This window comes from Arachidicoccus sp. (genome assembly GCF_050436765.1).
In the GTDB taxonomy this organism is placed as follows: Bacteria; Bacteroidota; Bacteroidia; order Chitinophagales; family Chitinophagaceae; genus Arachidicoccus.
In genome coordinates this window covers 1-23,266 of sequence record NZ_JBNQGD010000280.1, presented here as the reverse complement: position 1 = coordinate 23,266, position 23,266 = coordinate 1, and the positions used below count along the sequence as shown (strand labels likewise).

15 protein-coding genes and 1 tRNA gene are annotated in these 23,266 nt (G+C 37.9%); 14 read left to right on the top strand and 2 right to left on the bottom strand.

From position 1 onward, the window contains the following. Together ACQR30_RS12160 and ACQR30_RS12155 are read left to right on the top strand one after the other, a co-directional pair. Window positions 1-1,532 (top strand): S10 family peptidase (locus ACQR30_RS12160; RefSeq protein ID WP_429735457.1); only part of this gene is annotated, 1,532 nt, incomplete at its 5' end. Window positions 1,533-1,618: 86 nt separating this feature from the next. Continuing rightward, a complete protein-coding gene (locus ACQR30_RS12155) occupies window positions 1,619-3,775 on the top strand; it encodes a discoidin domain-containing protein (protein WP_429735455.1) in 2,157 nt (718 codons plus the stop codon). On the opposite strand, the gene radC is transcribed toward ACQR30_RS12155, so the two are convergent. After that, window positions 3,772-4,461, bottom strand: a complete 690-nt coding sequence (radC, locus tag ACQR30_RS12150) for a RadC family protein (protein ID WP_429735453.1) — start codon at window positions 4,459-4,461, stop codon at window positions 3,772-3,774. The genes ACQR30_RS12155 and radC overlap by 4 nt on opposite strands. Window positions 4,462-4,597: 136 nt before the next feature. Between radC and ACQR30_RS12145 the strand changes: the two genes are divergently transcribed. From ACQR30_RS12145 to ACQR30_RS12135, 3 genes are all read left to right on the top strand, one after another. Continuing rightward, entirely contained in the window at window positions 4,598-5,575 is a 978-nt protein-coding gene (locus ACQR30_RS12145) for a ribose-phosphate pyrophosphokinase (protein WP_429735451.1), read from the top strand. A 63-nt stretch (window positions 5,576-5,638) separates the two neighbouring features. Then, window positions 5,639-6,220, top strand: a complete 582-nt coding sequence (locus ACQR30_RS12140; protein ID WP_429735449.1) for a 50S ribosomal protein L25 — start codon at window positions 5,639-5,641, stop codon at window positions 6,218-6,220. Window positions 6,221-6,393: 173 nt separating this feature from the next. Beyond that, the gene (locus tag ACQR30_RS12135; protein ID WP_429735447.1) at window positions 6,394-6,936 is read left to right on the top strand and encodes a hypothetical protein; all 543 of its coding nucleotides are present in this window, start codon (window positions 6,394-6,396) and stop codon (window positions 6,934-6,936) included. Between the two features lie 70 nt (window positions 6,937-7,006). Here the strand turns inward: ACQR30_RS12135 and ACQR30_RS12130 are convergent. After that, window positions 7,007-7,079, bottom strand: a tRNA-Thr gene (locus tag ACQR30_RS12130). A 155-nt stretch (window positions 7,080-7,234) separates the two neighbouring features. Between ACQR30_RS12130 and ACQR30_RS12125 the strand changes: the two genes are divergently transcribed. The 9 genes from ACQR30_RS12125 to ACQR30_RS12085 form a co-directional block, all read left to right on the top strand. Then, window positions 7,235-8,326: an ATP-binding protein gene (locus ACQR30_RS12125; RefSeq protein ID WP_429735445.1), complete on the top strand. Its 1,092-nt coding sequence runs from the start codon at window positions 7,235-7,237 to the stop codon at window positions 8,324-8,326. Between the two features lie 27 nt (window positions 8,327-8,353). Next, window positions 8,354-9,115 carry a toprim domain-containing protein gene (locus ACQR30_RS12120; RefSeq protein WP_429735443.1) on the top strand — a complete coding sequence of 254 codons (762 nt, stop codon included), beginning with the start codon at window positions 8,354-8,356 and terminating at the stop codon, window positions 9,113-9,115. 383 nt (window positions 9,116-9,498) lie between these two features. Next, a complete protein-coding gene (locus tag ACQR30_RS12115; protein ID WP_429735441.1) occupies window positions 9,499-10,200 on the top strand; it encodes an RNA polymerase sigma-70 factor in 702 nt (233 codons plus the stop codon). Between the two features lie 149 nt (window positions 10,201-10,349). Continuing rightward, window positions 10,350-11,570 carry a FecR family protein gene (locus ACQR30_RS12110; protein WP_429735439.1) on the top strand — a complete coding sequence of 407 codons (1,221 nt, stop codon included), beginning with the start codon at window positions 10,350-10,352 and terminating at the stop codon, window positions 11,568-11,570. Window positions 11,571-11,741: 171 nt separating this feature from the next. Continuing rightward, window positions 11,742-15,356, top strand: a complete 3,615-nt coding sequence (locus tag ACQR30_RS12105) for a TonB-dependent receptor (protein ID WP_429735437.1) — start codon at window positions 11,742-11,744, stop codon at window positions 15,354-15,356. Window positions 15,357-15,378: 22 nt separating this feature from the next. Beyond that, window positions 15,379-17,220 carry a RagB/SusD family nutrient uptake outer membrane protein gene (locus ACQR30_RS12100; RefSeq protein ID WP_429735435.1) on the top strand — a complete coding sequence of 614 codons (1,842 nt, stop codon included), beginning with the start codon at window positions 15,379-15,381 and terminating at the stop codon, window positions 17,218-17,220. A 31-nt stretch (window positions 17,221-17,251) separates the two neighbouring features. Beyond that, window positions 17,252-20,107 (top strand): SusC/RagA family TonB-linked outer membrane protein, encoded by a 2,856-nt coding sequence (locus ACQR30_RS12095; protein ID WP_429735433.1) that lies wholly within the window; start codon window positions 17,252-17,254, stop codon window positions 20,105-20,107. A gap of 23 nt (window positions 20,108-20,130) precedes the next feature. Further along, the gene (locus ACQR30_RS12090; protein WP_429735431.1) at window positions 20,131-21,819 is read left to right on the top strand and encodes a RagB/SusD family nutrient uptake outer membrane protein; all 1,689 of its coding nucleotides are present in this window, start codon (window positions 20,131-20,133) and stop codon (window positions 21,817-21,819) included. 59 nt (window positions 21,820-21,878) lie between these two features. Next, window positions 21,879-23,266 (top strand): hypothetical protein (locus tag ACQR30_RS12085; protein ID WP_429735429.1); only part of this gene is annotated, 1,388 nt, incomplete at its 3' end.

Sequence of the window (23,266 nt, the reverse complement as noted above, 5' to 3'; positions counted from 1 at the left end):
GGGTATTAAGTGCATGTCTTTTTGGACTGTCTTTTAGTTCGTATGGGCAGCCCTCCAAAGAAAAAGATCATGCAGTGTTGGAGAGACATGATAGTGGCACTATCGATTATAAAGCGCCACAAAAATCTGTTACAGAAGGCTCTGTAACGGTCGAAGGTAAAAAAATAGATTATCAAGCAGTTGCAGGAACACTTATTCTGAAAAATAGTGATGACAAACCTACGATCAGTATTTTTTACACTGCATATTTTAAAGCCGGAGAAAAAGATCCTTCCCAAAGACCCATTACTTTTATATATAATGGTGGTCCGGGCAGCGCGACTTTCTGGTTGCATATGGGTGCTTGGGGACCGCAGCGTGTTTTGTTAAACGACACCTCTCGTACGAAAGCTCCTTATAAAACTGTCAACAATGATTATAGCTTATTGGATGCGAGTGATTTGGTTTTCATAGATGCACCGGGAACGGGATTTGGAAAGATTATCACCAAAGATATGGGTGGGGCAGGAGACCCTAAAGATTTCTACGGTATAGACCAGGACGGTAGTGCATTTGCTAATTTTATTCAGCAATTCATTTCGCAATACAATAGATGGAATTCACCCAAATACTTATTTGGAGAAAGTTATGGTACATTTCGTTCTGCGGTTGTCTCTAATATTTTAGAAACCAGAGATAAAATAAATTTGAATGGTATTATTTTACTATCTCAGTTGTTGAATTATGGATTTATGACGGAAACTGCCGGAAGAAACCCCGGAGATGGATTGCCGTATGAATTAGTTCTTCCCTCTTTTGCAGCTACAGCTTGGTATCACCACAAATTACCCAATCAACCCGAACAGTTAGAGCCTTTTCTTAAAGAGGTGGAACATTTTGCAATGTCCGACTATGCTTTAGCACTTAACCAGGGTGCAGCCCTAGATAAAAATACGTTTAATCAAATCGCCGAGAAATTGCACCAATATACCGGTTTGCCTGTTGCATATCTTAAGAAGGCAAATTTAAGGGTGAATGGACCTCAGTTTGAACAAACTTTACTTGCCGATAGCAGCGAAATAACAGGTCGCTTAGATTCTCGTTTTTCGGGCAAAGCAATAGATCCATTAAGTGAAGATGCAGATTATGATCCAATGGATTCCTATATTGATGCAGCATTTACGGCGACCTTCAATAATTATGTGCGTACAGAATTGAAATTTGGTAAAGGAATGCAATATCATACTTCTGGCGGTGGGCAATGGGATTTCAAACGCAAAGGTTTTATTGGGTTCCCCAATGTGATGAATGATTTAGCAGATGCGATGGTTTACAATCCTAATCTAAAAATAATGTTGAATTCTGGGTATTTTGATTTAGGAACACCATTTTATGAGGGCGAATACGAAATGCAACACCTGCCTATGCCCGTTGAATTACAAAAAAATATTGAATATGCGCGCTATTATTCTGGACATATGGTTTACTTGCATCCACAATCTTTGAAGAAACTGCATGATAACGTAGCGATGTTTATTCGCTCGACCTATTAAGGAAAAAGAAAAATTAATTGCGGATTATTGCCCTAATTTTGGCGACGATTTTATGGGATCAATAATCCGCAATTTTATTTTTTTAGATGAAAATATTTTATCGTTGTTTTACGGCCTTACTTTTAAGCAATTGTTTTTCTTGTTTAATGGCACAAAAGCCTTTTGAAAAACAACAGTCTGCAAAAATTATTATTGAATATGAAGAAGCAAAGCCAGTAAACAGTTTTATTCCCAATCAATCTTTGGGTTTTGGCATCGACGGACACGAGCAGGGTGATAATGCAATAATGCTTAATCCCAATAACATAAAAGCGATGCGGGGAGTAGGATTACACAATTTATCGTACCGGTTAAGAACTGAATTGGGAATGGAAGTTTGGCATTGGAATCCTTCGGGTCACTGGAGCGATCAGCAGCATCACAGGGGATATTGGATTAGTGATACCTCCTCGATAAAGCCAATACAGCTTAGCTGGGGTTATTTTTTACCCAGACGAGGTAATACCTTCGATCAAGCAGAAAATAACGGTTATTCGAGAATTGATGATGGTGATGAGAAAACGTTTTGGAAAAGCAATCCTTATCTTGATCGTTATTTTTCTGGCGTTGCCGATTCCTTACATCCACAATGGGTGGCAGTAGACCTGGGTAAAAGAAAATCAATCAATCAAATAGACATCGATTGGGCAGCGCCCTATGCAACAGAATTTCGATTGGAATATGCGGGGGATTCCTGTATTTCCGATTTTAATGGCGTAGCTATTCTGGATCCCTATAAAAAAGGTATTTGGAGGCCGTTGCCTGTCTCTTTTATGCACGTGAACAAGGGTGGAAAATTGACTATTCATTTCCCGGAAACGATTAATGCCAGGGTCGTGCGCATTGTTTGTCTTAGAAGTTCACATACTGCTTTGCCTGGTAGTCGTGATAAAAGAGATAGTTGTGGTTTTGCCATAAGAGAAATTGCGGTTGGATTATCAAAGAATGGAAAATTTCGAGACTATATAAAAAAAGGGAAAACCAATAAAACACAATCCGCTGTTTTTGTTTCCACTACGGATCTTTGGCATCGCGCTACCGATAAAGATGTAAACACGGAACAACCTGGAGTTGATTTTATTTTTGACAGTGGATTAGTGGGGGGGAATCCTGCATTGTTAGCGGCCGGATTGGTATACGATATTCCTGAAAATACGCTAGCACTTGTCCATTATTTACATAAAAAACATTATTCAGTTTTAGGGCTGGAATTGGGTGAAGAACCCGATGGTCAGTATATTTCACCTAATGATTTTACGGAATTATATTTGCAGTCTGCTAAAAAAATTAAACAACAATTCCCCAATTTGAATATTGGCGGACCAAGTTTTCAGGGATTAGATTTTGCGTATTTGGATGCGCCAAAGGTAGAGAGCTGGCAGGCAAAATTGTACCAATGTATGAGACAAAGAAACGGCTTACCCTATTTTCAATTTATGTCTTTTGAATGGTATCCTTTAGAAGATATTTGTGCGCCGGCTCCGCCGCAAGTGATTGCACAAAAAGCTGAATTTACAACTGACATGAAATTGTTATTAGGTAATATTTTACCGGCGAATTTTCCTCTGTATATTACGGAAAGCGGTTATTCCGTATTGGCCATTGAACCAGAGGTGAAAATGGATGGCGCTATTTTAAATGCTGATGTTACCGGTCAGTTTTTTGCTCTGGGTGGTAAGAAAATATTTATGTATGGATTGGAGCCCGGTAGTTTAATGAACGAAAGTGATCAGTGTAAAAGTTATGGCAACTTAGAATATTTTGGGATGGACGATAATGGTAACATAAAATTCAAAACGGGCTTGTATTACAGTAGTTGGTTATGTTCGCAGAAATGGGCACAGCCTGCGGATAAAAGTTTAAAAATATTTAATGCATATTCCGATGTAAAAGATCCTGGCGGCAATGAATACTTATCGGCTTATCCACTTTTGACCCCTGCTGGGAAATGGTCTATATTATTGGTAAATAAAAATCCGAATATTGCGTATAATGTTTCTGTGGATATTAAAAATAGAAAGGGAGGACATCCATTATTATTCAGTGGTGAAGTATTCCAGTTTTCGGCTAAACAATACCAATGGAAAGCAGACGGAGAGAAAGGTTATCCTTTAAGGAGTTTGTTTCCGGAAAATTTTATGTTGAAAGGAGCATCTTCAGTGTATTTACCTGCCTATTCCATCACGGCCCTACGACAAGATTAAAGTACCCCTTCATCAGCAAAACTGAAATACCCCATATCGGAAACAATAATATGATCAAGTAGTTTTATGTCCAATGCCGTAACGGCCATTTTTATTTTCTGTGTAATGTCTTTGTCTGCCGAACTAGGATGTAGGTTGCCGCTTGGGTGATTATGGCTGAGAATGATACCTGTTGTATTATGCTGCAATGCTTTTTTTAATATAATTCTTGGGTCTGCGACCGTTCCGGTAATACCTCCTTTGCTTATGATTTCAAAATGTATAACGTTATTGTAGTTATTTAGCAAGACAATAGCAAATACTTCGTGCTGCAAATATTGAAGTTTCGCTTGTAGAAATGCGGCTATATCTCGGCTGCTCGCTATTTTCACTTTATGTTTGTCTTCCAAATCTCTTCGAGTAGCCAGCTCCAGTGCTGCGACGATTGCTACGGCTTTAGCTGGGCCGATTCCTTTAATTTTTAAATATAAAATCTCTTTTACTGATAATTTGGAAAGTTGATGAATGCTGTTGTTGCAGGCATTCAATAAAGCCTTGGATAAATCGACCGCCGAAGCCTCTTTCGTTCCGTTGTTGATCAGAATGGCCAATAATTCTGCATTGCTCAATACAAAAGCTCCATTGCTGAGTAGCTTTTCTCTTGGTCTGTCGTCTTCTGCCCAATTCTTTATTGATATTTTTTCCATTTTAAATCTGTTCTTTCTCGCAAAATCTTGTGCGGAAATTTTAGGAATATTCCTTCAAATTTATTTATAATTAAATTATTTCTTCGGTTTTATCTTCCAAATTTTTATCTTCGCACCTAATTATCACTTTATTGTTATGAATTCCCCATCTGTAAAAATTTTTTCTGGTACAGGTTCCCAACAATTGGCCGAAAAGATCGCACAACGTTTTGGCGCTCGTCTTGGTAAGATTAATATTCAAAAATTTAGCGATGGAGAATTTCAACCCGTTTTTTTAGAGAGTATTCGTGGAGATTATGTTTTTTTGATTCAAAGTACGTTTGCTCCAACCGAAAATTTAATGGAACTGTTGCTAATGATTGATGCGGCTAAGCGCGCTAGTGCTAGCCGTATTGTTGTGGTAATTCCTTATTATGGCTTTGCCCGCCAAGACCGAAAAGATAAGCCACGTGTGGCTATCGGAGCAAAATTGATTGCTACTTTATTGGAAGCGGCCGGTGCAGAAAGGTTGGTGACAATGGATTTACATGCTGCTCAGATTCAAGGTTTTTTTGATATCCCTGTTGACCACCTTGACAGTTCGGCAATTTTTATCCCTTATATTGAGAATTTAAAGTTAAAAAACCTTACCTTTGCCGCCCCTGATGTAGGAAGTACTAATCGTGTTAGGGAGATTGCCAACTATTTCAATGCCGAAATGGTTATTTGTGATAAGCATCGCAAGCGTGCAAACGAGATTGCAAGTATGGTATTGATAGGCGATGTGGTAGGAAAGGATATTGTGTTGATTGATGATATTTGTGATACAGCGGGTACACTTACTAAAGCGGCCGGTTTGTTAAAAGAAAAAGGTGCAAAAAGTGTGCGGGCATTGTGTACGCATCCTATATTGAGTGGGAAGGCTTATGAAAATATAGATAACAGTGTGTTAGAGGAGTTAGTGGTCTGCGATACTATTCCACTACATGGTAAAAGCGATAAGATAAAGGTATTGTCAGTGGCAGATTTATTCGCTATTGCCATACGAAACGCTTACGAGAACAAAAGTATCACTAGCTTGTTTATTCACTCGCAATTGCGTGATAGAGAATCAGCTAGTACAAATGGGGTTTAATTAAATTCAAATAAAAAGAAGGACTAAAAAATAAAATGAAGTTCTTCTAAAAAACAAAAAACAATGAAAACAATTACAATCGAAGGACATCTGAGGACCGAAAGCGGGAAAAGAGCCGCTCGCCAAGTTCGCTCTCAGGACCACGTGCCAGGTGTAATTTATGGCGGTGAAAAGGAAATTAACTTCCACGCTTCTGCGAAAGATTTAAAATCTTTGGTTTATACAAGCGAATTTCAAAAGGCGGAAGTGAAAATTGATGGTAAAACTTATACCACTATTTTGAAAGACTTGCAGTTTGATCGAGTTACAGACAGACTAACACACATTGATTTATTAGAGTTGGTTGCTGGTAAAAAAGTATTGGCGACTATTCCTGTAAAATTTGTAGGTAATTCTGCTGGGGTTAAAGCAGGTGGTAAATTGGTAACCAAATTAAAGTCGCTTAAAGTTAAATGCCTTCCAAAAGACTTGAAAGAGTTTATTGAAGTGGACATTACAAACTTAGATTTGAATGAAAATGTACGCGTAGAAGACGTGAAAGAAGCTTCTTTGGAAATAATGAACTCTAAACGTATTCCTATTGCTTCCATTGTGATGACGCGTCAGTTAAAACAAGAAGAAGCAGCAGCTGATAAGAAAAAATAATTCAATTATCTTTTTTGAATGGATCCCGCAAGCAATTGCGGGATTTTTTGGTATTATATCTACAGTTTCTTCTTTTTTATAATGATTTGCGGGTTTGTTTTGTACCTAATTTATTATTTAGGGGATGTTTGGCGTCAAAATTGGATGATATTTATTGTTTCTAAAATAATTTTATGAAAACTCCGATAAAAATGCTTTATACCAAGCGGGCAATAATGGCTATTTGTATCTTATCATTCTGTTGCCAATTTAATTTCGCCAATGCACAAAAGCTATTTTTTGTTTTCGCGCATGCTGCCTACGAGCAGCCATATAACCACGGGTTGATGAGTCAATATAAATTTGGATTGGGTGGTGAGGCCGGGGCCGGGGTTAAACTATTAGGTAAAACTTATGCCACAGGAACTGTAGGTTATTCAAACTTCTTTGATAAAAATGGAGGTCCGGGTACTTTAACTTATGTGCCGGTCCGGTTTGGCCTTCGACAAAATTTCTTGCCATTAAATATTTTATATTTACATGCAGATGTGGGGACTGCGGGCGTAAAAAATAATAGCACTTCAGGGTCGCGCTTTACCGGGTCCTTTGGCGGTGGAGTCAAACTGGGGCCCCTCGATGCCCAAATAGATTATGAATTGATTGGCAAAAAAAACACGGACCCAGCAGGAAGTAACGGCTGGGTAGCATTTAAATTAGGCTGGCGATTTGGGTTGTAATTCTTTCTGTGAAAGAAAATTATTCTATCGTCTTTTTACTATAGAATAATCACCCCTTTGTATACTCTTGAGCCTCCCACGGGACTCGAACCCACGACCTGCTATTTACGAAACAGCTGCTCTACCAACTGAGCTAAGGAGGCTTGGTGGCTGCAAATCTATTAATATTTTGTATTTCGGAAGAAATTTATTTTAGAATATATTGGGAAGGTCGTTGAAAACTTATCTAATGTATGGAGCAGTCTTTTTATTATATTTGCCATACTCGAAAATTAATCAACAATAAGAATATTGAAATATGGCAGTGGAATCAAAGTATGATGAGAGTAGTATAAAAAGTCTGGATTGGAGGGAACATATACGTTTAAGACCCGGGATGTATATTGGGAAATTGGGTGATGGTAATGCGCCCGACGATGGTATTTATGTGTTGGTAAAAGAAGTGGTAGACAATTGTATTGACGAACACATGATGGGCTATGGGACTAAAATTGAAATAAAAATTGAAGATAGAAAAGTTACGGTACGTGACTATGGGCGTGGAGTGCCTTTAGGTAAATTAATTGATGTTGCCAGTAAAATAAATACGGGCGCAAAATATGATAGCGGTGCATTTCAAAAGAGTGTGGGGCTGAATGGTGTAGGTATTAAGGCCGTTAATGCTTTGAGCAATTACTTTAAAATAGAAAGTTTTCGCGAAGGAAAAACGCGTAGTGCAGCATTTGAAAAAGGCATTTTAACGAAAGAACAAAAAGAATCCGCTACAACAGAATCGAACGGTACCTTGGTAACATTTATACCTGACGATAGCGTTTTTAAGAACTTTCATTTTAAGCCCGATTTTTTGGATGATTTATTTTGGAATTATGCTTATCTAAATAGCGGGCTTTCCATCGTTTGTAATAGTAAAAAATATGTAAGCAAAAATGGGTTGTTAGACTTATTGCGACGAAAAACAAATGATGACGAGTTGCGTTACCCCATTATTTCACTCAAAGGAGAAGATATTGAATTGGCTTTTTCGCATGGTAACGATTATGGAGAAGATTTATATTCCTTCGTTAATGGGCAATATACGACGCAAGGAGGCACTCACCAACAAGCTTTCCGCGAAGCCTTTGTAAAAACCGTACGCGATTTTTATAAGAAAGATTATGATACATCTGATATTCGGCAAAGTATTATAGCCGCCCTCGCTGTACGTGTGCAAGAGCCAGTCTTTGAGAGTCAGACAAAAACAAAATTGGGGTCCCAATATGTAGTAGAAGGTGGCCAAAGCATGAAGAGCTTCGTATTAGATTTCCTGTCTAAAGAATTAGACAATTATCTACATAGGAACCCGACCATTGCAGACGCTTTAAAGAAGCGAATAGAGCAAAGTGAAAGATAAAGGAAAGAACTCTCAGGTATAAAAAAGTTGGCTAATGAACGTGCTAAAAAGGCTAATCTCCACAACAAAAAATTGCGTGATTGCAAATATCATTATAATGAAGAACCCTCCGGAAAGAATAAGGAAGAGGTGTTAGAACAACAACAAAAATCTACCATATTCATTACTGAAGGTGATAGTGCTAGTGGAAGTATTACCAAAAGCAGAAGTACAGACATGCAAGCAGTATTTAGCTTACGCGGAAAGCCGTTAAATTGTTTTGGTCTGACAAAGAAAGTGGTGTATGAAAATGAAGAGTTTAATCTTTTGCAGCATGCTTTGAATATTGAAGAAGGATTGGATGGATTACGATACAAGAACATTGTAATTGCTACCGATGCTGATGTAGACGGTATGCATATACGTTTATTGTTGATGACATTCTTTCTGCAGTTCTTTCCCGATTTGGTAAAACAAAAGCACGTTTACATTTTAGAAACGCCTTTGTTTAGGGTGCGCAACAAACAAGAGACGATTTATTGTTACGATGAAACAGAAAAACAAATAGCCATTAAAAAACTGGGTAACAAACCGGAAATAACTCGTTTTAAAGGTCTAGGCGAAATATCGCCCGAAGAATTTGGACGTTTTATTGGCGAGGATATGCGTGTACAACCGGTATTATTGGACCAGGGAGAGCATATTTTTAGCTTGCTGGATTATTTTATGGGTAAGAATACCCCTCAGCGGCAGGAATTCATTATCGATAACCTGAAGGTGGATTTAGATGCGGTAGGAGAAGCGAGTTAGATTCGTGAATAGACTGTCTCAGAACCAAATCATCGTGTTAGTGTAGATTGGATGCATTGCAGAAAGATAATGATTAGGCTTAGGAAAGAATCTATCAGTGAATAGTAACAGAAGATATAAGATAATATGTCATTTTTCTTTTTTTAATGTAAATGCAATTTTTACATTGACCACACTTTCAATCGATTACATTTTCTGGCGAACTCAACGACCTTGCTGTTTTCTGCGTAATTTTAATATTTTATTTTGATAATTAAATATTAATACTACTTTTGGAATCGTTATCACACTAAATTCCAATTAATTAATTAAATTATTGAGACGTCCTGTTTTAATAAAACAAAAGCTTATCGGATCTTGCTTTCAGAAATCAAAAGATATTCATGTCCGACCAAAAAACAGTAAATATAGATCAGGCTATTACTGCAACTCAAAGCGGAGATATTGTATATCACCATGATGTTGAGATTAACTGTGAAGTCTTATTTAAGGAACCATCGGACGTTAAGGAGAAAAGATTGTTCTGCTTAATTGCTGAGGGTGATGAAGATGCCTTTAGGCATTTATTTCACCAATACACATCTTTATTTTCTGTGATAATAAAAAAAATTGTCCATAATCAATCGGTCGTGGAAGATCTATTGCAAGAAGTATTTATGCGTATTTGGTTGAAGCGTGATATGCTAAATGAGGTAGATAAACCTAGGGCTTGGGCCTTGCAAATAGTTTATCATACATCTTTTAACTGGCTAAGACACCAGAACGTATATTCAAAAGCTAACGGGGTCGCCAATGAGAATGGTATCGGTTTTTCAAATGTTGTGGAAGAGTCAATTTCATTTACAGACACTTTTAAAATGCTACAAAGGATTATTCAAAAATTGCCGCCCCAGACCCAAAAAATATATCGACTAAATAGAGAACAAGGACTAAGAATAGCAGAGATTTCTCAGAAAATGAATCTTTCTCCACAAACGGTTAAAAATACATTGGGCAATGCAATTAAGAGCATCCGAAAATCTTTGAATCAAGAAGGGGTGATCATATCCGTTCTCTACGTCCTTTTGCTATATTTTTTTAGTTAAATACCGCGACTTCCCGATTATTTTCTTTTGTAGTGAGAATGGTGAATAAAATATATTTTCTATTAGTACTTTATTCTTCGGCAAGTGTCTACTTATTGAAAGCTATTAAAAACAAATGATTGTTTTGCCCTTAAATTAAAAAAATAAACTTGGAACGACTGCAACGCATAAAGGATTTAATCCAAAATGGTAAGGATGGTACCATCACAACGCAGGAACTTGATGAACTATTGAAATGGATTGATAGTGATGAGGGTGTAGATAATGCTTTCTGGTTTAGTGAACAGTTAGGAGTCTCTACTAATATTCCTTTATTAGAGCAAAATGAATCGATGAGGAATTATGCTAACGTTTTGGCTGATCGGATATTAAATGCAGATAAACTTATAGATGAATCTAAATCATTACAAGGAAGAAAAAATAAAACTTATTGGCTAAAGATTGCGGTAGGGATTGCAGCATGTGCAATCATAACAAGCTTTTTATGGATATATAAATCCAGGATTGATTATAGAAATGTTCAACAAGTAGTAAAAACAACTACAAGCGCAAATATATTACCTGGAGGTAATAAGGCCGTGCTTACCCTTGATAATGGGAAAACAATAATTTTAGACAGTGCGACCAATGGTTTACTTGCTAAACAAGGAAATACTAAAGTCGTCAAATTGGCTAGTGGGCAAATTGCTTATAAAGAAGAGGGGGCTAGTAACCAGTTACAAGGAATTCATTATAATACGATGACCACGCCTAGGGGCGGACAATATGCAATAGAACTTCCAGATGGCACAAAAGTATGGTTAAATGCCGCTTCTAGCATCACATATCCTACAATGTTCGCTGCAAATACACGTGAAGTAAGCATCACTGGGGAAGCATACTTTGAAGTGACTAAAAATCCAAATAAACCATTTATCGTAAGCACTCCAAGGGGAATGAAGGTGCAAGTATTAGGTACTCATTTTAATATTAATGCTTACAAAGATGAAAATATAATTAAAACTACTTTATTAGAGGGTGCTGTAAGAGTAACTTGCGCCAATTCCTTAGAAAAACTTGTACCTGGGGAGCAGGCACAACTCACGGCAAATGGTGGCTTAAAGCTGCTAAAAGATGTTGATGTAGATGATGTAATTGGTTGGAAAAAAGGTGTTTTTGATTTTAATAATGCTGATATAGCTTCCGTGATGAGGCAACTTAGCAGGTGGTACGATGTAGATATAAATTATAAAGTGGAAAGTATGCCAACAGATTTATTCTCCGGTATTATCAATAGAAACAATAGTATTCAGCAGGTATTGAAAATGTTGGAAACAACATTAAGAGTACATTTTCTCATTCAAGGCAAATCCATATTAGTCAGCAATTAAATTACGAAACCAAATAAAAAATTATGTAGAGATAACATTCATGAAATCCTTAATTGATAAAAAAAGCTGCTTCGAGGTAGGAGTCGAAACAGCCAAGTAAATTGGGATCTACACTTTAATAAAAGTGATACAACTTATAAAATTAATTACTCACCCAAACAAAGCAAAATTATGCATTCTAAGGCAAACTATGTCTTATCCGCAAGGGATTTTATCAAAAAGTTACAAATTACCAAGAGCATTGCTGCGTTTTTATTCATTATTGCCATTCTTTATTGTGGCCAAACCAATGCACAAAGTATAACCCTTTCGGAACATAACGTACCAGTTCAAAATGTCTTCAAGGAGGTTTGGAAACAAAGTGGTTTACAATTTGTTTACACAGATAAAATACTTGAAGGAGCAAAGCCCGTAACCATTAATGTAAAAAGTGCGCCCTTAAGTGAGGTGCTAAATATCTGCTTTAAAGGGCAGCCTTTTAGTTACACCAAAACTGATAAAGCTATTATTTTACAACGAAAAGAAGTTGCACCTGTTAAAGCGACTTCTCAGAAGTCGAGCTCAAATAGCGAAGTCCATGGTAGCGTGACTGATTCAACGGGTAAGCCTTTGGCGGGGGCTTCTATTGTTGTAAAAGGTACTAAATATGGTGCTTTGACCAATAGTCGTGGCCAATACGTTTTGGAAGATGTACCCGAAAACGCCACATTGGTTTTTAGCTATATTGGCATGCAGGTTCAGGAAGTGAAGGTTAATGGTCAGATAAATATTTCTATCGTTCTGAAAAGCCAACCTTCAACTATGGATGATATAGTCGTAATTGGTTACGGAAAACAGAAGAGAGAATTTCTTACGGCATCTATAAGTACCGTGACGGGTGCTGAATTGGTAAAAGCTCCGGTACCCAACTTAAGTACGGCATTAAAAGGTCAATTAGCCGGATTGGTGGCCATACAAAGCTCAGGCAAACCGGGTTCAGATGGCTCTACCCTCACAGTAAGAGGTGTTGGTACGTATACTAGTAACACAGCACCACTAATATTAGTAGATGGTATCGCAAGAGATACTTATGATGATATAGATCCCAATGAAGTAGCTACAATTAGCGTGCTGAGAGATGCCTCTGCTACAGCAGTATATGGTGTACGCGGTGCTAATGGTGTAATATTAATTACCACAAAAAGAGGACAAATTGGAGCACCAAGAATTAGCCTTACAGGTCAAACGGCCGTCTCTTCTTTTACAAATGTACCCAGCTTTGCTAACTCTTATGATTATGCCAACATCATTAATGAAAAAGCTAAAGAAAACTACTGGGTTAATCATGCCAATGATGCGGATATTACTACTTGGGATCAGTTCCTGCTAAAAAGAAACGCTAATTGGGCCAGCGATGGATCATTAACTTTTAGTGATGATGATTTAAAGTATTTTCAGAATGCCCACACACCAAAACTGGCAAATGGGCAAGGCAACCCTTGGTATGATCCCTACTTCCATCCAGATGTAGATTGGAAGCAAAAGCTGTTCAAGAAATATGCGCCAATGGTGCAAGGTAATGCCAATATTAGTGGCGGTTCAAAATTTATGAAATACTTTGTCTCTCTAGGTTATCTTAATCAAGGAGGGTTGTTCAAAACGGATTATATGGCTTATCCTGATCAAATGCAGTTTACGAAAAACCGATATAACCTTAGAGGTAATTTTGATTTTGACGTAACCAAAGACCTGAAAATTGCTGTAAATATAGGAACTGAATTTGTTACGATTAGTGGCATGGATAATGATGAGTATATCTGGGAGAAAAAGATATTATGGTCATCTCCCATGAGTTCTCCGGGAATGATTGGTAGTAGATACGTTGAAAATATTTCCGAAGGCGGTGATGATAGATGGAATCCTATGTACGCGATGGAGTCTGAAGATAGTTGGAATATCACCAACAATAGTATTTTAAACTCTTCCGTGAATGCTGTCTATAAACTTGATCGTATAACACCTGGTTTATCTATAAAGGGGCTGGCTTCCTATGATAGTTATTTTTCGAGTCGTTCTTATGGCAAATATGTTCCCATTCTTTGGCAAATAAGGCCTAATCCTAATGGCGATAAATCAGATCCGATATATTCTCAATTTAATGACGCGCAACCGCCTTCTATAAATGCTGATTTTAATTTGGCAAAATGGCGTAAGTTATACGGAGAGCTTTCTCTAAATTACGATCGTAGTTTTGGCAAGCATACGGTCAGCGGCTTGATATTAGCCAGTAAGGAAAAGAAATTTGACCCTACGTTGGAGTATGATCTGCCGCATGCTTATGAAGGTCTTACTGCGAGGGCCAATTATAATTATGCTGGGAAATATATAGTTGAATATGATATGGGCTATAATGGTTCCGAAAATTTTCCGGAAGGGAAAAGATTTGGTTATTTCCCTTCTTATTCTGGAGCTTGGTTAATAAGTAATGAGTCCTTTTTTCATAAAAACAATTTTGTCAACTTTGTAAAATTAAAGGCTTCATATGGAGAAGTTGGTAACGATAATATTACACCTGCAGGAAGCACAACACCTGCACGTTATTTATATCTACCAGATACCTGGAAGACGGATGGCGGATACAATTTTGGAGATTTAAATAATAGACATTATGTAAATGGAGTAGATGAAAATGTGATAGGTAACCCAGATGTCACTTGGGAAGTTTCCAAGGAGATGAATTTAGCTCTTGAAATGCATTTTTTCGGGGATAAACTCTCCGTTACTTATGAATATTTTAGAAACCATCGTTCTGATATACTTTCTTACCGGGAAACGGTTCCCAGTATTGTTGCAGCGAATCTCCCCCCTTATAATTTAGGAAGTGTAGAGAGCTGGGGAAGCAATATTGAATTTACCTATAATGATCACATAGGAGATTTTAATTTTTATATAAGAGGCAATGGCGCGATCGCTAAAAACAAAATATTATTTAAAGACGAAGCTATCCTGCCCGGTTTTGAGTATCAGGCTGCAACAGGTCGTCCTGTAGGCCAGCAATTATTGTTAAAGTCGGAAGGTTTATACACTTCATGGTCGCAACTTTATAATCTTGATAATAATGGTAATCCGATACTATCTGAACCTGTATTAGCATTGAAAAATGGCAAGCCATACACCAATGGTAATGGACAACCGGTTTATCAAAAAGATTTGGGTTATGGCGGACATGTATTGCAACCAGGCAACATACGTTTTGAAGATACTAATGGTGACGGGGTTATTGATGATAAAGATAAAGTCAGGACCGGTAAAACAGCGAACCCGGAATATAATTTTGGTGTTACTGTTGGTTTCAATTATAAAGGCTTTGATGTTTCTGCCCTGTTTGCCGGTATTGCTGGTGTGGCAAGAGGAGGAATGAGTGAGGCACATATTAATAAACAACAAGCTATCTTCTCTGTAGATCTTAATCGTTTTTCTTTAGATAGATATAATGCCGGAGATAAGATATATTTCCCCCTTGCCGATTATGACCAAAACGCTTCTGGTATTGGAGCTTACGATGCAGGAAGTTCCTATTTTCTTATCAATACCTCTTATGTACGTCTACAAAACCTTTCCATAGGTTACACTTTTAAAGGGTTGTTCATGAAAAAATTGGGTATCCAATCCACGCGCATTTACATGACAGGCGATAATCTATATACATGGTCCCCTAATAAAATTTGGGGCGACCCAGAAAACCTTGGTAACATAGGTTATCCATTATACAAGACATATAATGTAGGATTAAACGTAAACTTCTAAGACAATAATAAATTTTATTATAATGAGAAAAAAATATATCATAACCTGGCTCTTTTCCATTCTTTCTACAGGGCTGCTGTTAATGAGCTGCAATAAAAATTTTTTAGAAAAACCGCGTGGAGGCACTTTTACGGTAGATACTGTTTTTCGCACCAAACTAAATGCAGATGGCGCTATTGCACAGATGTATAATCTCTGTGTTCCTTCAGGGCTTGTTCAAAATAGTTCCAACGATATTCCTAGACCAGACGCCCCTACAGATGAGATTTATTACATACATCCAACTTATGATTGGGTAGGTGCAACCTGGAATCTGGCTACTTATTGCACAGGTAATGAAACGGTCGATGGCACCATTGATAGAGGTGGTTTTGGTAGCCATTACTTGGGGATTAGGCAAGCGAATTTGGTTATTAAACATATAGCAGAGGTTACGGATGCTGATGCTACTTATAAATCGCAAGCGATTGGTCAGGCCTTGTTTTGCAGAGCTATGCAGCATTTTGAATTATTCAGATTATATGGAGGGATTCCACTGGTTACAGAGCCTTTGGACGGCACGCAGAAGTTAGGTATTCGTCGTAGTTCCGTGGCTACAACCGTTGACAGCATTGTCAGTTGGTGTGATCAGGCGTCGGCGTTATTGCCATCGACTTGGGGTGTGGCGGATTATGGAAAGATAACCAGCTTGGCCGCTAAAGCATTGAAGGCAAGAGTGCTGTTATACGCTGCGAGCCCATTATACAATACGCCTTCAACAATGCAGGCTAATATCGACGGAATAAGATTCGGAGATGGCCGTGATTCTGTTTTGGCTTATCCTACCTATGATAAAGGACGCTGGTTAACTGCTGCTAATGCGGCAAAAGATGTGATAGACGCTGCGCCTAGTTCTGGTGTTGCTTTATATAATACACATAAACCAGAAACAACGCCCCACGATGATTCTTATGCCGGACTGGGGGATTATGAAGCAGTTTCAAACGTATATGCCAATTCAGAACTGATATTAGTGAATACACTAAATCAAGATGCTAAAGGGGGTTTTTTTTGGGGTAACTGGCTTTCTTCAAAGGTGAGAGAAGGGAAATGGGCTATTAAAAACAATGTGCCCATCGAGTTTATGCAACAGTATGAAAAGCGCGACGGCACCAAGTGGACATTGCCACTTAACAGTACAGGTGACGATCTTCCTACATGGATTCAAACCTTAAATCTAGACCCACGCTTTTATCAAACAGTTTTATATGATGGCATGTGGTATAATTCTACCAGAGGTGTTTTGACTTATTACTTAGGAGATGGAGGGCATTATCCTACGACTCTGTTTGGGTCGAGTGACGCCGGCGATGACGGTTATGCCCTAGAAACCTATAAGTTTGTTGCAAGGATAGACAACTTTAATGATGCGCATTTTGCTTGGCCGGTATTCAGGCTTGCAGAATTCTATCTAAGTTATGCGGAGGCGCTTAATGAATATCAAGGGCCATCGGGTGACCCCACACATTATCTGAATCTTATTAGAGAAAGAGCTGGTATGCCCGATAAGAATATTGCATCGCAAGACGATTTTAGAGATGCGGTACAAAATGAGCGTACTATCGAATTGGCTTATGAAGGATTTAGGTTAAACGATTTGGAAAGATGGTTAAAAGCATATTCTGTATTAAATGAAACATTGCATGGCATCCAAACTAAGGCTAATGCCAGTTCAGGGACTTTGAAAAGGAATTGGAAAATAGTCTCTTTTATGACCAGGGTATTTCCTAAGAAGTACTATTATATGCCTTTCCCATCGGCAGATGTAAGTGAAAATTATTTAGGTGATGGTGATTCCTGGAATGGTCAAAACCCGGGCTGGTAATCTAGTTGCATTCATACATAATTTGAAAAAAATGATAAGAAAATATAAAAAAATATGGGGGCTGGCAATTGCGCTATTTAGCTTAAGTATTGCTAATGCGCAATTATTCAAAAGTTATAAAATAGACTCTTCAAAAACGGATACCAGCATCAATAATCTTATAGATTTGGGTTTGAGAAAAGAGAAAGCATGGAGAACGACGGGGGCCACTTTTACACTCCAAGGTAAAGAACTTACGCAAATGTTTAAAGGCAATCTACTTAATACCTTGCAGGGGCGTATACCAGGACTGACTGTCGTTACAGGATCCGGAGAGCCCGGTTATGATAACCCTACTCTTTATGTGAGAGGAGAAAGTAGCTGGAATATCCAAGGTAATCAATTAGTCATTTTACTCGATGGCTTTCAAGTAGATTTAAGCGCACTCAGCGCGCTATCTCCCAATGAAATTGAATCTGTAACCCTACTGAAAGATGCTGCGTCAACGGCTATGTACGGATTGAAAGGTGGAGCGGGAGTGTTAAGTGTCCGCACAAAAGTCGGTAAAATCTTACCCAAAAACGAGCTGGTATTAAATGCCCGTTATGGCGTCCAAAGCCTTATCAATCATCCAGAGGTGATGGATGCTTATAATTATACAACCTTATATAATCAAGCTTTGGTAAATGATGGCTTTTCGCCTAAATACCCGAACCCTGAATTATATAAAGCCTCCGATGACCCCACTCATCCGAATGTAGACTGGTATAAAGAAATGCTGAATAATAGTTCTGCGATACAGGATTATAATCTGTCCTTTCGAGGAGGAAATAAAACTGCCCGGTATTTTGTATTAATGGATTATGAGAATTATACAGGATTGTATAAAAATGCAACAGCTATTGATAAAGATTTCGGTACTAATGCAAAATATAATAAAATTAATCTGCGTGCTAATGTAGAAATAAACCTGAATAAAAATCTATTGGTTATCGCTAATATCTCCGGCGTTACAGAAGACAGAAATACACCCTCAGGTTTTACGGCTTCGCAATTATTTGATCATTTGATGACACTTCCTAGCGCGGCATTTCCTGTGAAAAATCCAAATGGAACTTGGGGAAACAGTTCCGTATATAATTTTAACCCAGAAGAGCTACTTCAACAAAATGGTATTTACAGCGCGCATACCAGAACACTACAGACAGATTTTAACTTGACACAAAAATTAGATGCTATTACGAAGGGATTAAATTTTATAGGTGGCGTTTCCTTTAACAATCAATATGGAGGATACTATCAAACACTTTTTCAAGTGAAAAGTTACGAAATAACTAAAGATGCGAACGACATGCCTATATTGGATACCGGTGGAAATATAGTTTACAAGACGATTGGAACGAATTCCCCCGGCACTTCTAACGACGTGGGAACACAACACTGGAATAGAAATACACTTCAATTAGGATTTAATTATAATCGGAGTTTTGGCAAGAGTACAATCACAGGAATGTTGTTGGCCAGACGACAAAGTTACTTACATAATGGTCAGGATTATGCCGTTCGTACACAAGGTCTATCGTCAAATGTTACCTATGATTATGCTCAAAAATATGTGGTTGATTTTTCCGGTGCTTATATGGGTTCGGCAGACTTTGCATCGGGACATCGTTATGGATTGTTCCCTGCAGTTGGCGTAGGTTGGATAGCTTCTAAGGAAGGATTCTTAAAAAACAGTAATATTATTAATTACCTTAAAGTAAGAGCTTCTTATGGTTCTACTGGTAATATTAATGAAAATTACCGCTTCTTATATGAAGAAATGGCGAATGGTGCGAACGGTTGGATTGTTGGTAGCAGCAATTCTTCAAAAGGCGGGATGGCTATTGGACAAATGGCGAATGCTGACGCTTCGTGGGAATTAAAAACAACCTTTAATGTAGGAGTGGATTTACAATTATGGGAACAACTATCGGCTACCATAGATGTCTTTAATGAAAAACGTACCGGCATTTATGAAATACCATCTGCGAATGTTCCTGATTTTACCGGTTTCTCTCTCCCTTATATTAATAGTGGCATCGTTCATAATAAAGGAATAGAAGCTGTAATGAGCTACAACAGTAAGGGTAAAGGTTTTCAATATCATGTTACCGGTTCTGCTTCTTTTGCTCGAAACAAAATTATTCAGGAATCTGAAGATGCGCAGCCTTTTAGCAGGTTATATAAAACAGGTTATTCCATCGGGCAGGAAAAAGGATTGGTGTTTAATGGTTTTTACCAGGACGCAGATTTTAACCCCGACGGAAGTTTAAAGAGTGGTGTAGTCAGTTCTTCCTATGCCAATGTAAAACCTGGTGACTTGAAATTTAAGGATTTAGATGGTAATGGCATCATTAATCAATATGATATGCAACCTTTTGGCTATAATAATGTACCTGAAATTACACTTGGCCTTAATGTAGGATTTAATTATAAAGGTTTTGATTTAAATGCTTTTGTACAGGGTGTAATGAACCGTACTGTTGATTTGCTCTCATCGGCTTATAACTACACACATCCTTTTGTAAATAATAATAATATTACTGCATTCTCAGCAAACAGCTGGACGCCAGAAACGGCGCAAACAGCCACCACACCACGTCTTTCTACGCTTAGTAATGCTAATAATAATCAACCCTCTGATTTTTGGTTACGTAATGGTAATTTCTTCAAACTGCGAAGTATAGAACTAGGTTACACATTCCCACAAAGAGGTGTTCTGAAAAAATTTAATTCTATAAGACTTTTCGTGAATGGCACCGACCTTTTTACATCTAATAAAATTGATGGATTGGAGCCTGAAAATCTTTCAATGGGTTATCCGTTGACCAAAGTGGTGAATTTCGGATTTAATATGAAATTTTAGTAATCAAACAGTAATTAGAAATTATGAAAAAAATCATTCTTATAATATCAGTCATGACCATTGGTCTGGTATCTTGTAAAAAAGATTATCTCGACGTGAATGACGTGAAAGCTTATATAACGCCAGATCAGCTTTATGCTAATTATAACTATGCGCAACAGGCAGTATGGAATATATACAGTTATTTGCCGGATGGCTTTGCCCACCTGGACTATGAAGCTATTACTGATAATGCAGAAGCGACGAATGTGTCAGATATTTCGCAGGCATTTAATACAGGTATCTGGAACCAGTACAATAACCCGGATGCTTCTTGGACGCGCGATTTTGATGGCATTAGGCAGGCAAATTTGTATTTGAGAAATAAAGACAAAGTAGATATTACTTATATTAGAGATAAGATTATCACAGCGGATTCTACCGCTTGGTTTAATGCGCAAAATAACGTGAAATTTATGCGGGGTGAAGTTCTGTTTTTAAAAGCTTTCTTTTATTTTGATCTTGTCAAGCGTTATGGTGGTGTTCCTATTATGACTGAATCATTAGATTACAATGATCAAAGCACCTGGAAAAACATACCTAGAAATTCTGTAGATGAATGTATAAAATATATTACCGCACTTTGTGACACGGCAGCAACTATTATTCCAGCGAATTTAGCACCCTATTCTTGGTACGATTTGGGTCGGGTAACGCAAGGCGCTATCAGGGCATTAAAAGCAAGAACATTACTCTATGCTGCTAGTCCTTTGTTTAAGGCTGCTGGTGCCACCAATACATGGGCAGATGCTGCTAAGGCAGCCCACGAGGTAATTGCAATGAATACTTATACGCTTGATGTTAACTATGCCAATTTATTTGGCGCTAATAATTCGACCTCCAAAGAAGTAATCTTTTATCGTCGTTACGGAAATACCAATTCGGTGGAACAAAATAATTTTCCTATTGTATTTCAAAACGCCAATGGCAACAGTGTTACACCCACACAAAATTTTGTAGACCAGTTTGAGGTATTAGAAAAAGATGCGGGAGGAAATATTATAGGATCAAGGCCTTTTGATTGGTCTAATGCTTCAGATGCGGCAAATCCTTACGCGAATAGAGACCCGAGACTAGCTGCAACAGTGGTGTATAATAATTCTGTATTTTCTTCCACTACTATTGAAACTTATACTGGCGGTAATAGTGGATTACCTAAACTAAATGCTACCAAAACTGGTTATTATCTTTCTAAATGGGTCAATCAATCAGTAGATCTAGTAGCGGGCACAAGTACCGTTCATACTTGGATTTATTTCAGATATGCAGAAATATTATTGGATTATGCCGAAGCAATGTATAATGCCTATGGTGCGGCTTCAGATCCTGAGGGGTACGGTTTAACGGCATTAGATGCAATTAATATGGTGAGGGCACGTGTAAAGATGCCGCTGTTAACGGTTGCCCAATTAAATCAACAAAGTATTGAACACGAACGCGAAGTTGAATTTGGTTTTGAAAATCAGCGTTTATGGGATGTGCACAGATGGAATGAGGGCGTGGACATATTTAGTAAACCAGTTAATCGTATAGAAATTACACAAACCGGGGCGACTTATTCTTATGCAGTTAAAAAATTGGAAGATCGAACTTTTGAAGATAAAATGAGTTGGTATCCAATTCCGCAAAGCGAAATTTCAAAAACCGGATGGGACCAAAATCCTGGTTGGTAATGATTGTCCAAAAAGGGTTAGCAAAATAATTATTCAATATTAAATAAAAGAACATTGCTATGAAGAAGCGGATATTAGTTATAACAACATTGGCTATATGCCTTGTGTCAGTAATCTTTGTAGGCTGCAAACAAGATTTTATACAAGGTGTAAAGGTCGACGAAACAGGCAAAGTGTATTTCCCTGGAGCAGATAGCAGTATAAGTGGCGGTGTTATTGCCGTCGAACATAATTATGTTATCGATAGTTCTGTAGAGGCCGTCGGGTTTCCAGTAAAAATATATCGTGGAGGTTTTTCCGATTATGCAAACTTTGCTGTAAATGTAGCTGTTGACAATAGCGCTATTGCGGGATTGATACAATCGGGTAAATTGCCAACGAATACAGTTGCGGTGTCTGCTGATGATTATATACTTGCACCAATAGATACTATTTCCTTAAACTCAGGAGGCACAATGGAGGGCACCATAATGCCATTGATAAAAAACAGTAGTTTGGAAAAGTATGGCGGCAAAGTCCTTGCATTGGGTCTTACAATAACCGGCACCTCTAAATTTTCTTTAAATGCCGACATGAATAAAGTCGTGATTTATTTCCCTGTAGATTCTCTTGTAGGAAAAATATATTTCATCAATTCCGGATTAAACAGTGGCAATTTAGTTCCGGTAATCAAAAGTTATGTTTTTGACAGTGCTGCCAATACGGTTAATTTTTCATTGCCAATTGCCCGTGCAGGAGTGGCGGACATGTCTAGCTTTACTGCGACATTATCTGTTGATAATAGTCCTATCGCCGGATTAATAAATAATAATAGCTTGCCCGCTAATACAGTCGCTTTATCGCCTGGAGATTACTCTCTTGATCAAAATATTAATCTTATGGTATCTAATGGAATGCTGATGGGCATGGCTATGCCTAAAATCGATGTTGCTAAAATTGAACAATACAGCGGCAAAGTGGCTGCATTGGGGCTTAGCATTACCAGTTCATCTAAGTATGCCATCAATCCTGAAAGAAGCATGGTGATTATTTATTTCAATGTTGATGACATTTTAAATATTGTTGCACCACGTGTCAACCTATTGGATATTTCCAAATGGATTCCTGTACAATTATCAATTCCTACAACTGTTACGGAAACAATTAATCAAAGTGAAGGCTCTATATGGTTTAAAGGCGGAACAGGTGGATACGATCAGGCGGGCGTATATCAAGCTATTCAAGTAAAAGCAAATGTTCCTTACAAGATAGATATGAATGTGGAAGGATCTGGTGCAACCAATGTTTGGTTCGAAGCTTGGATATCTTCTAAACAGCCTGTAGATGGACAAGATGTTACTAAAGATTGGGATCCTAACGCAAAAACATTGCTGGGCATAAACACCTGGGATGGTTGTGGTGCCGGTGCCTTTAATGGGCTTTTGTCTAAAGTACAATGTGAGGTGAC

Excerpts from the sequence above, each read along its gene's own strand:
- ACQR30_RS12100 (WP_429735435.1), top strand. The coding sequence starts at position 15,379 with ATGAGAAAAAAATATATCATAACCTGGCTCTTTTCCATTCTTTCTACA.
- ACQR30_RS12140 (WP_429735449.1), top strand. The coding sequence starts at position 5,639 with ATGAAAACAATTACAATCGAAGGACATCTGAGGACCGAAAGCGGGAAA.
- ACQR30_RS12105 (WP_429735437.1), top strand. The coding sequence starts at position 11,742 with ATGCATTCTAAGGCAAACTATGTCTTATCCGCAAGGGATTTTATCAAA.
- ACQR30_RS12145 (WP_429735451.1), top strand. The coding sequence starts at position 4,598 with ATGAATTCCCCATCTGTAAAAATTTTTTCTGGTACAGGTTCCCAACAA.
- radC (WP_429735453.1), bottom strand. The coding sequence starts at position 4,461 with ATGGAAAAAATATCAATAAAGAATTGGGCAGAAGACGACAGACCAAGA.
- ACQR30_RS12135 (WP_429735447.1), top strand. The coding sequence starts at position 6,394 with ATGAAAACTCCGATAAAAATGCTTTATACCAAGCGGGCAATAATGGCT.
- ACQR30_RS12115 (WP_429735441.1), top strand. The coding sequence starts at position 9,499 with ATGTCCGACCAAAAAACAGTAAATATAGATCAGGCTATTACTGCAACT.
- ACQR30_RS12155 (WP_429735455.1), top strand. The coding sequence starts at position 1,619 with ATGAAAATATTTTATCGTTGTTTTACGGCCTTACTTTTAAGCAATTGT.
- ACQR30_RS12125 (WP_429735445.1), top strand. The coding sequence starts at position 7,235 with ATGGCAGTGGAATCAAAGTATGATGAGAGTAGTATAAAAAGTCTGGAT.
- ACQR30_RS12095 (WP_429735433.1), top strand. The coding sequence starts at position 17,252 with ATGATAAGAAAATATAAAAAAATATGGGGGCTGGCAATTGCGCTATTT.
- ACQR30_RS12090 (WP_429735431.1), top strand. The coding sequence starts at position 20,131 with ATGAAAAAAATCATTCTTATAATATCAGTCATGACCATTGGTCTGGTA.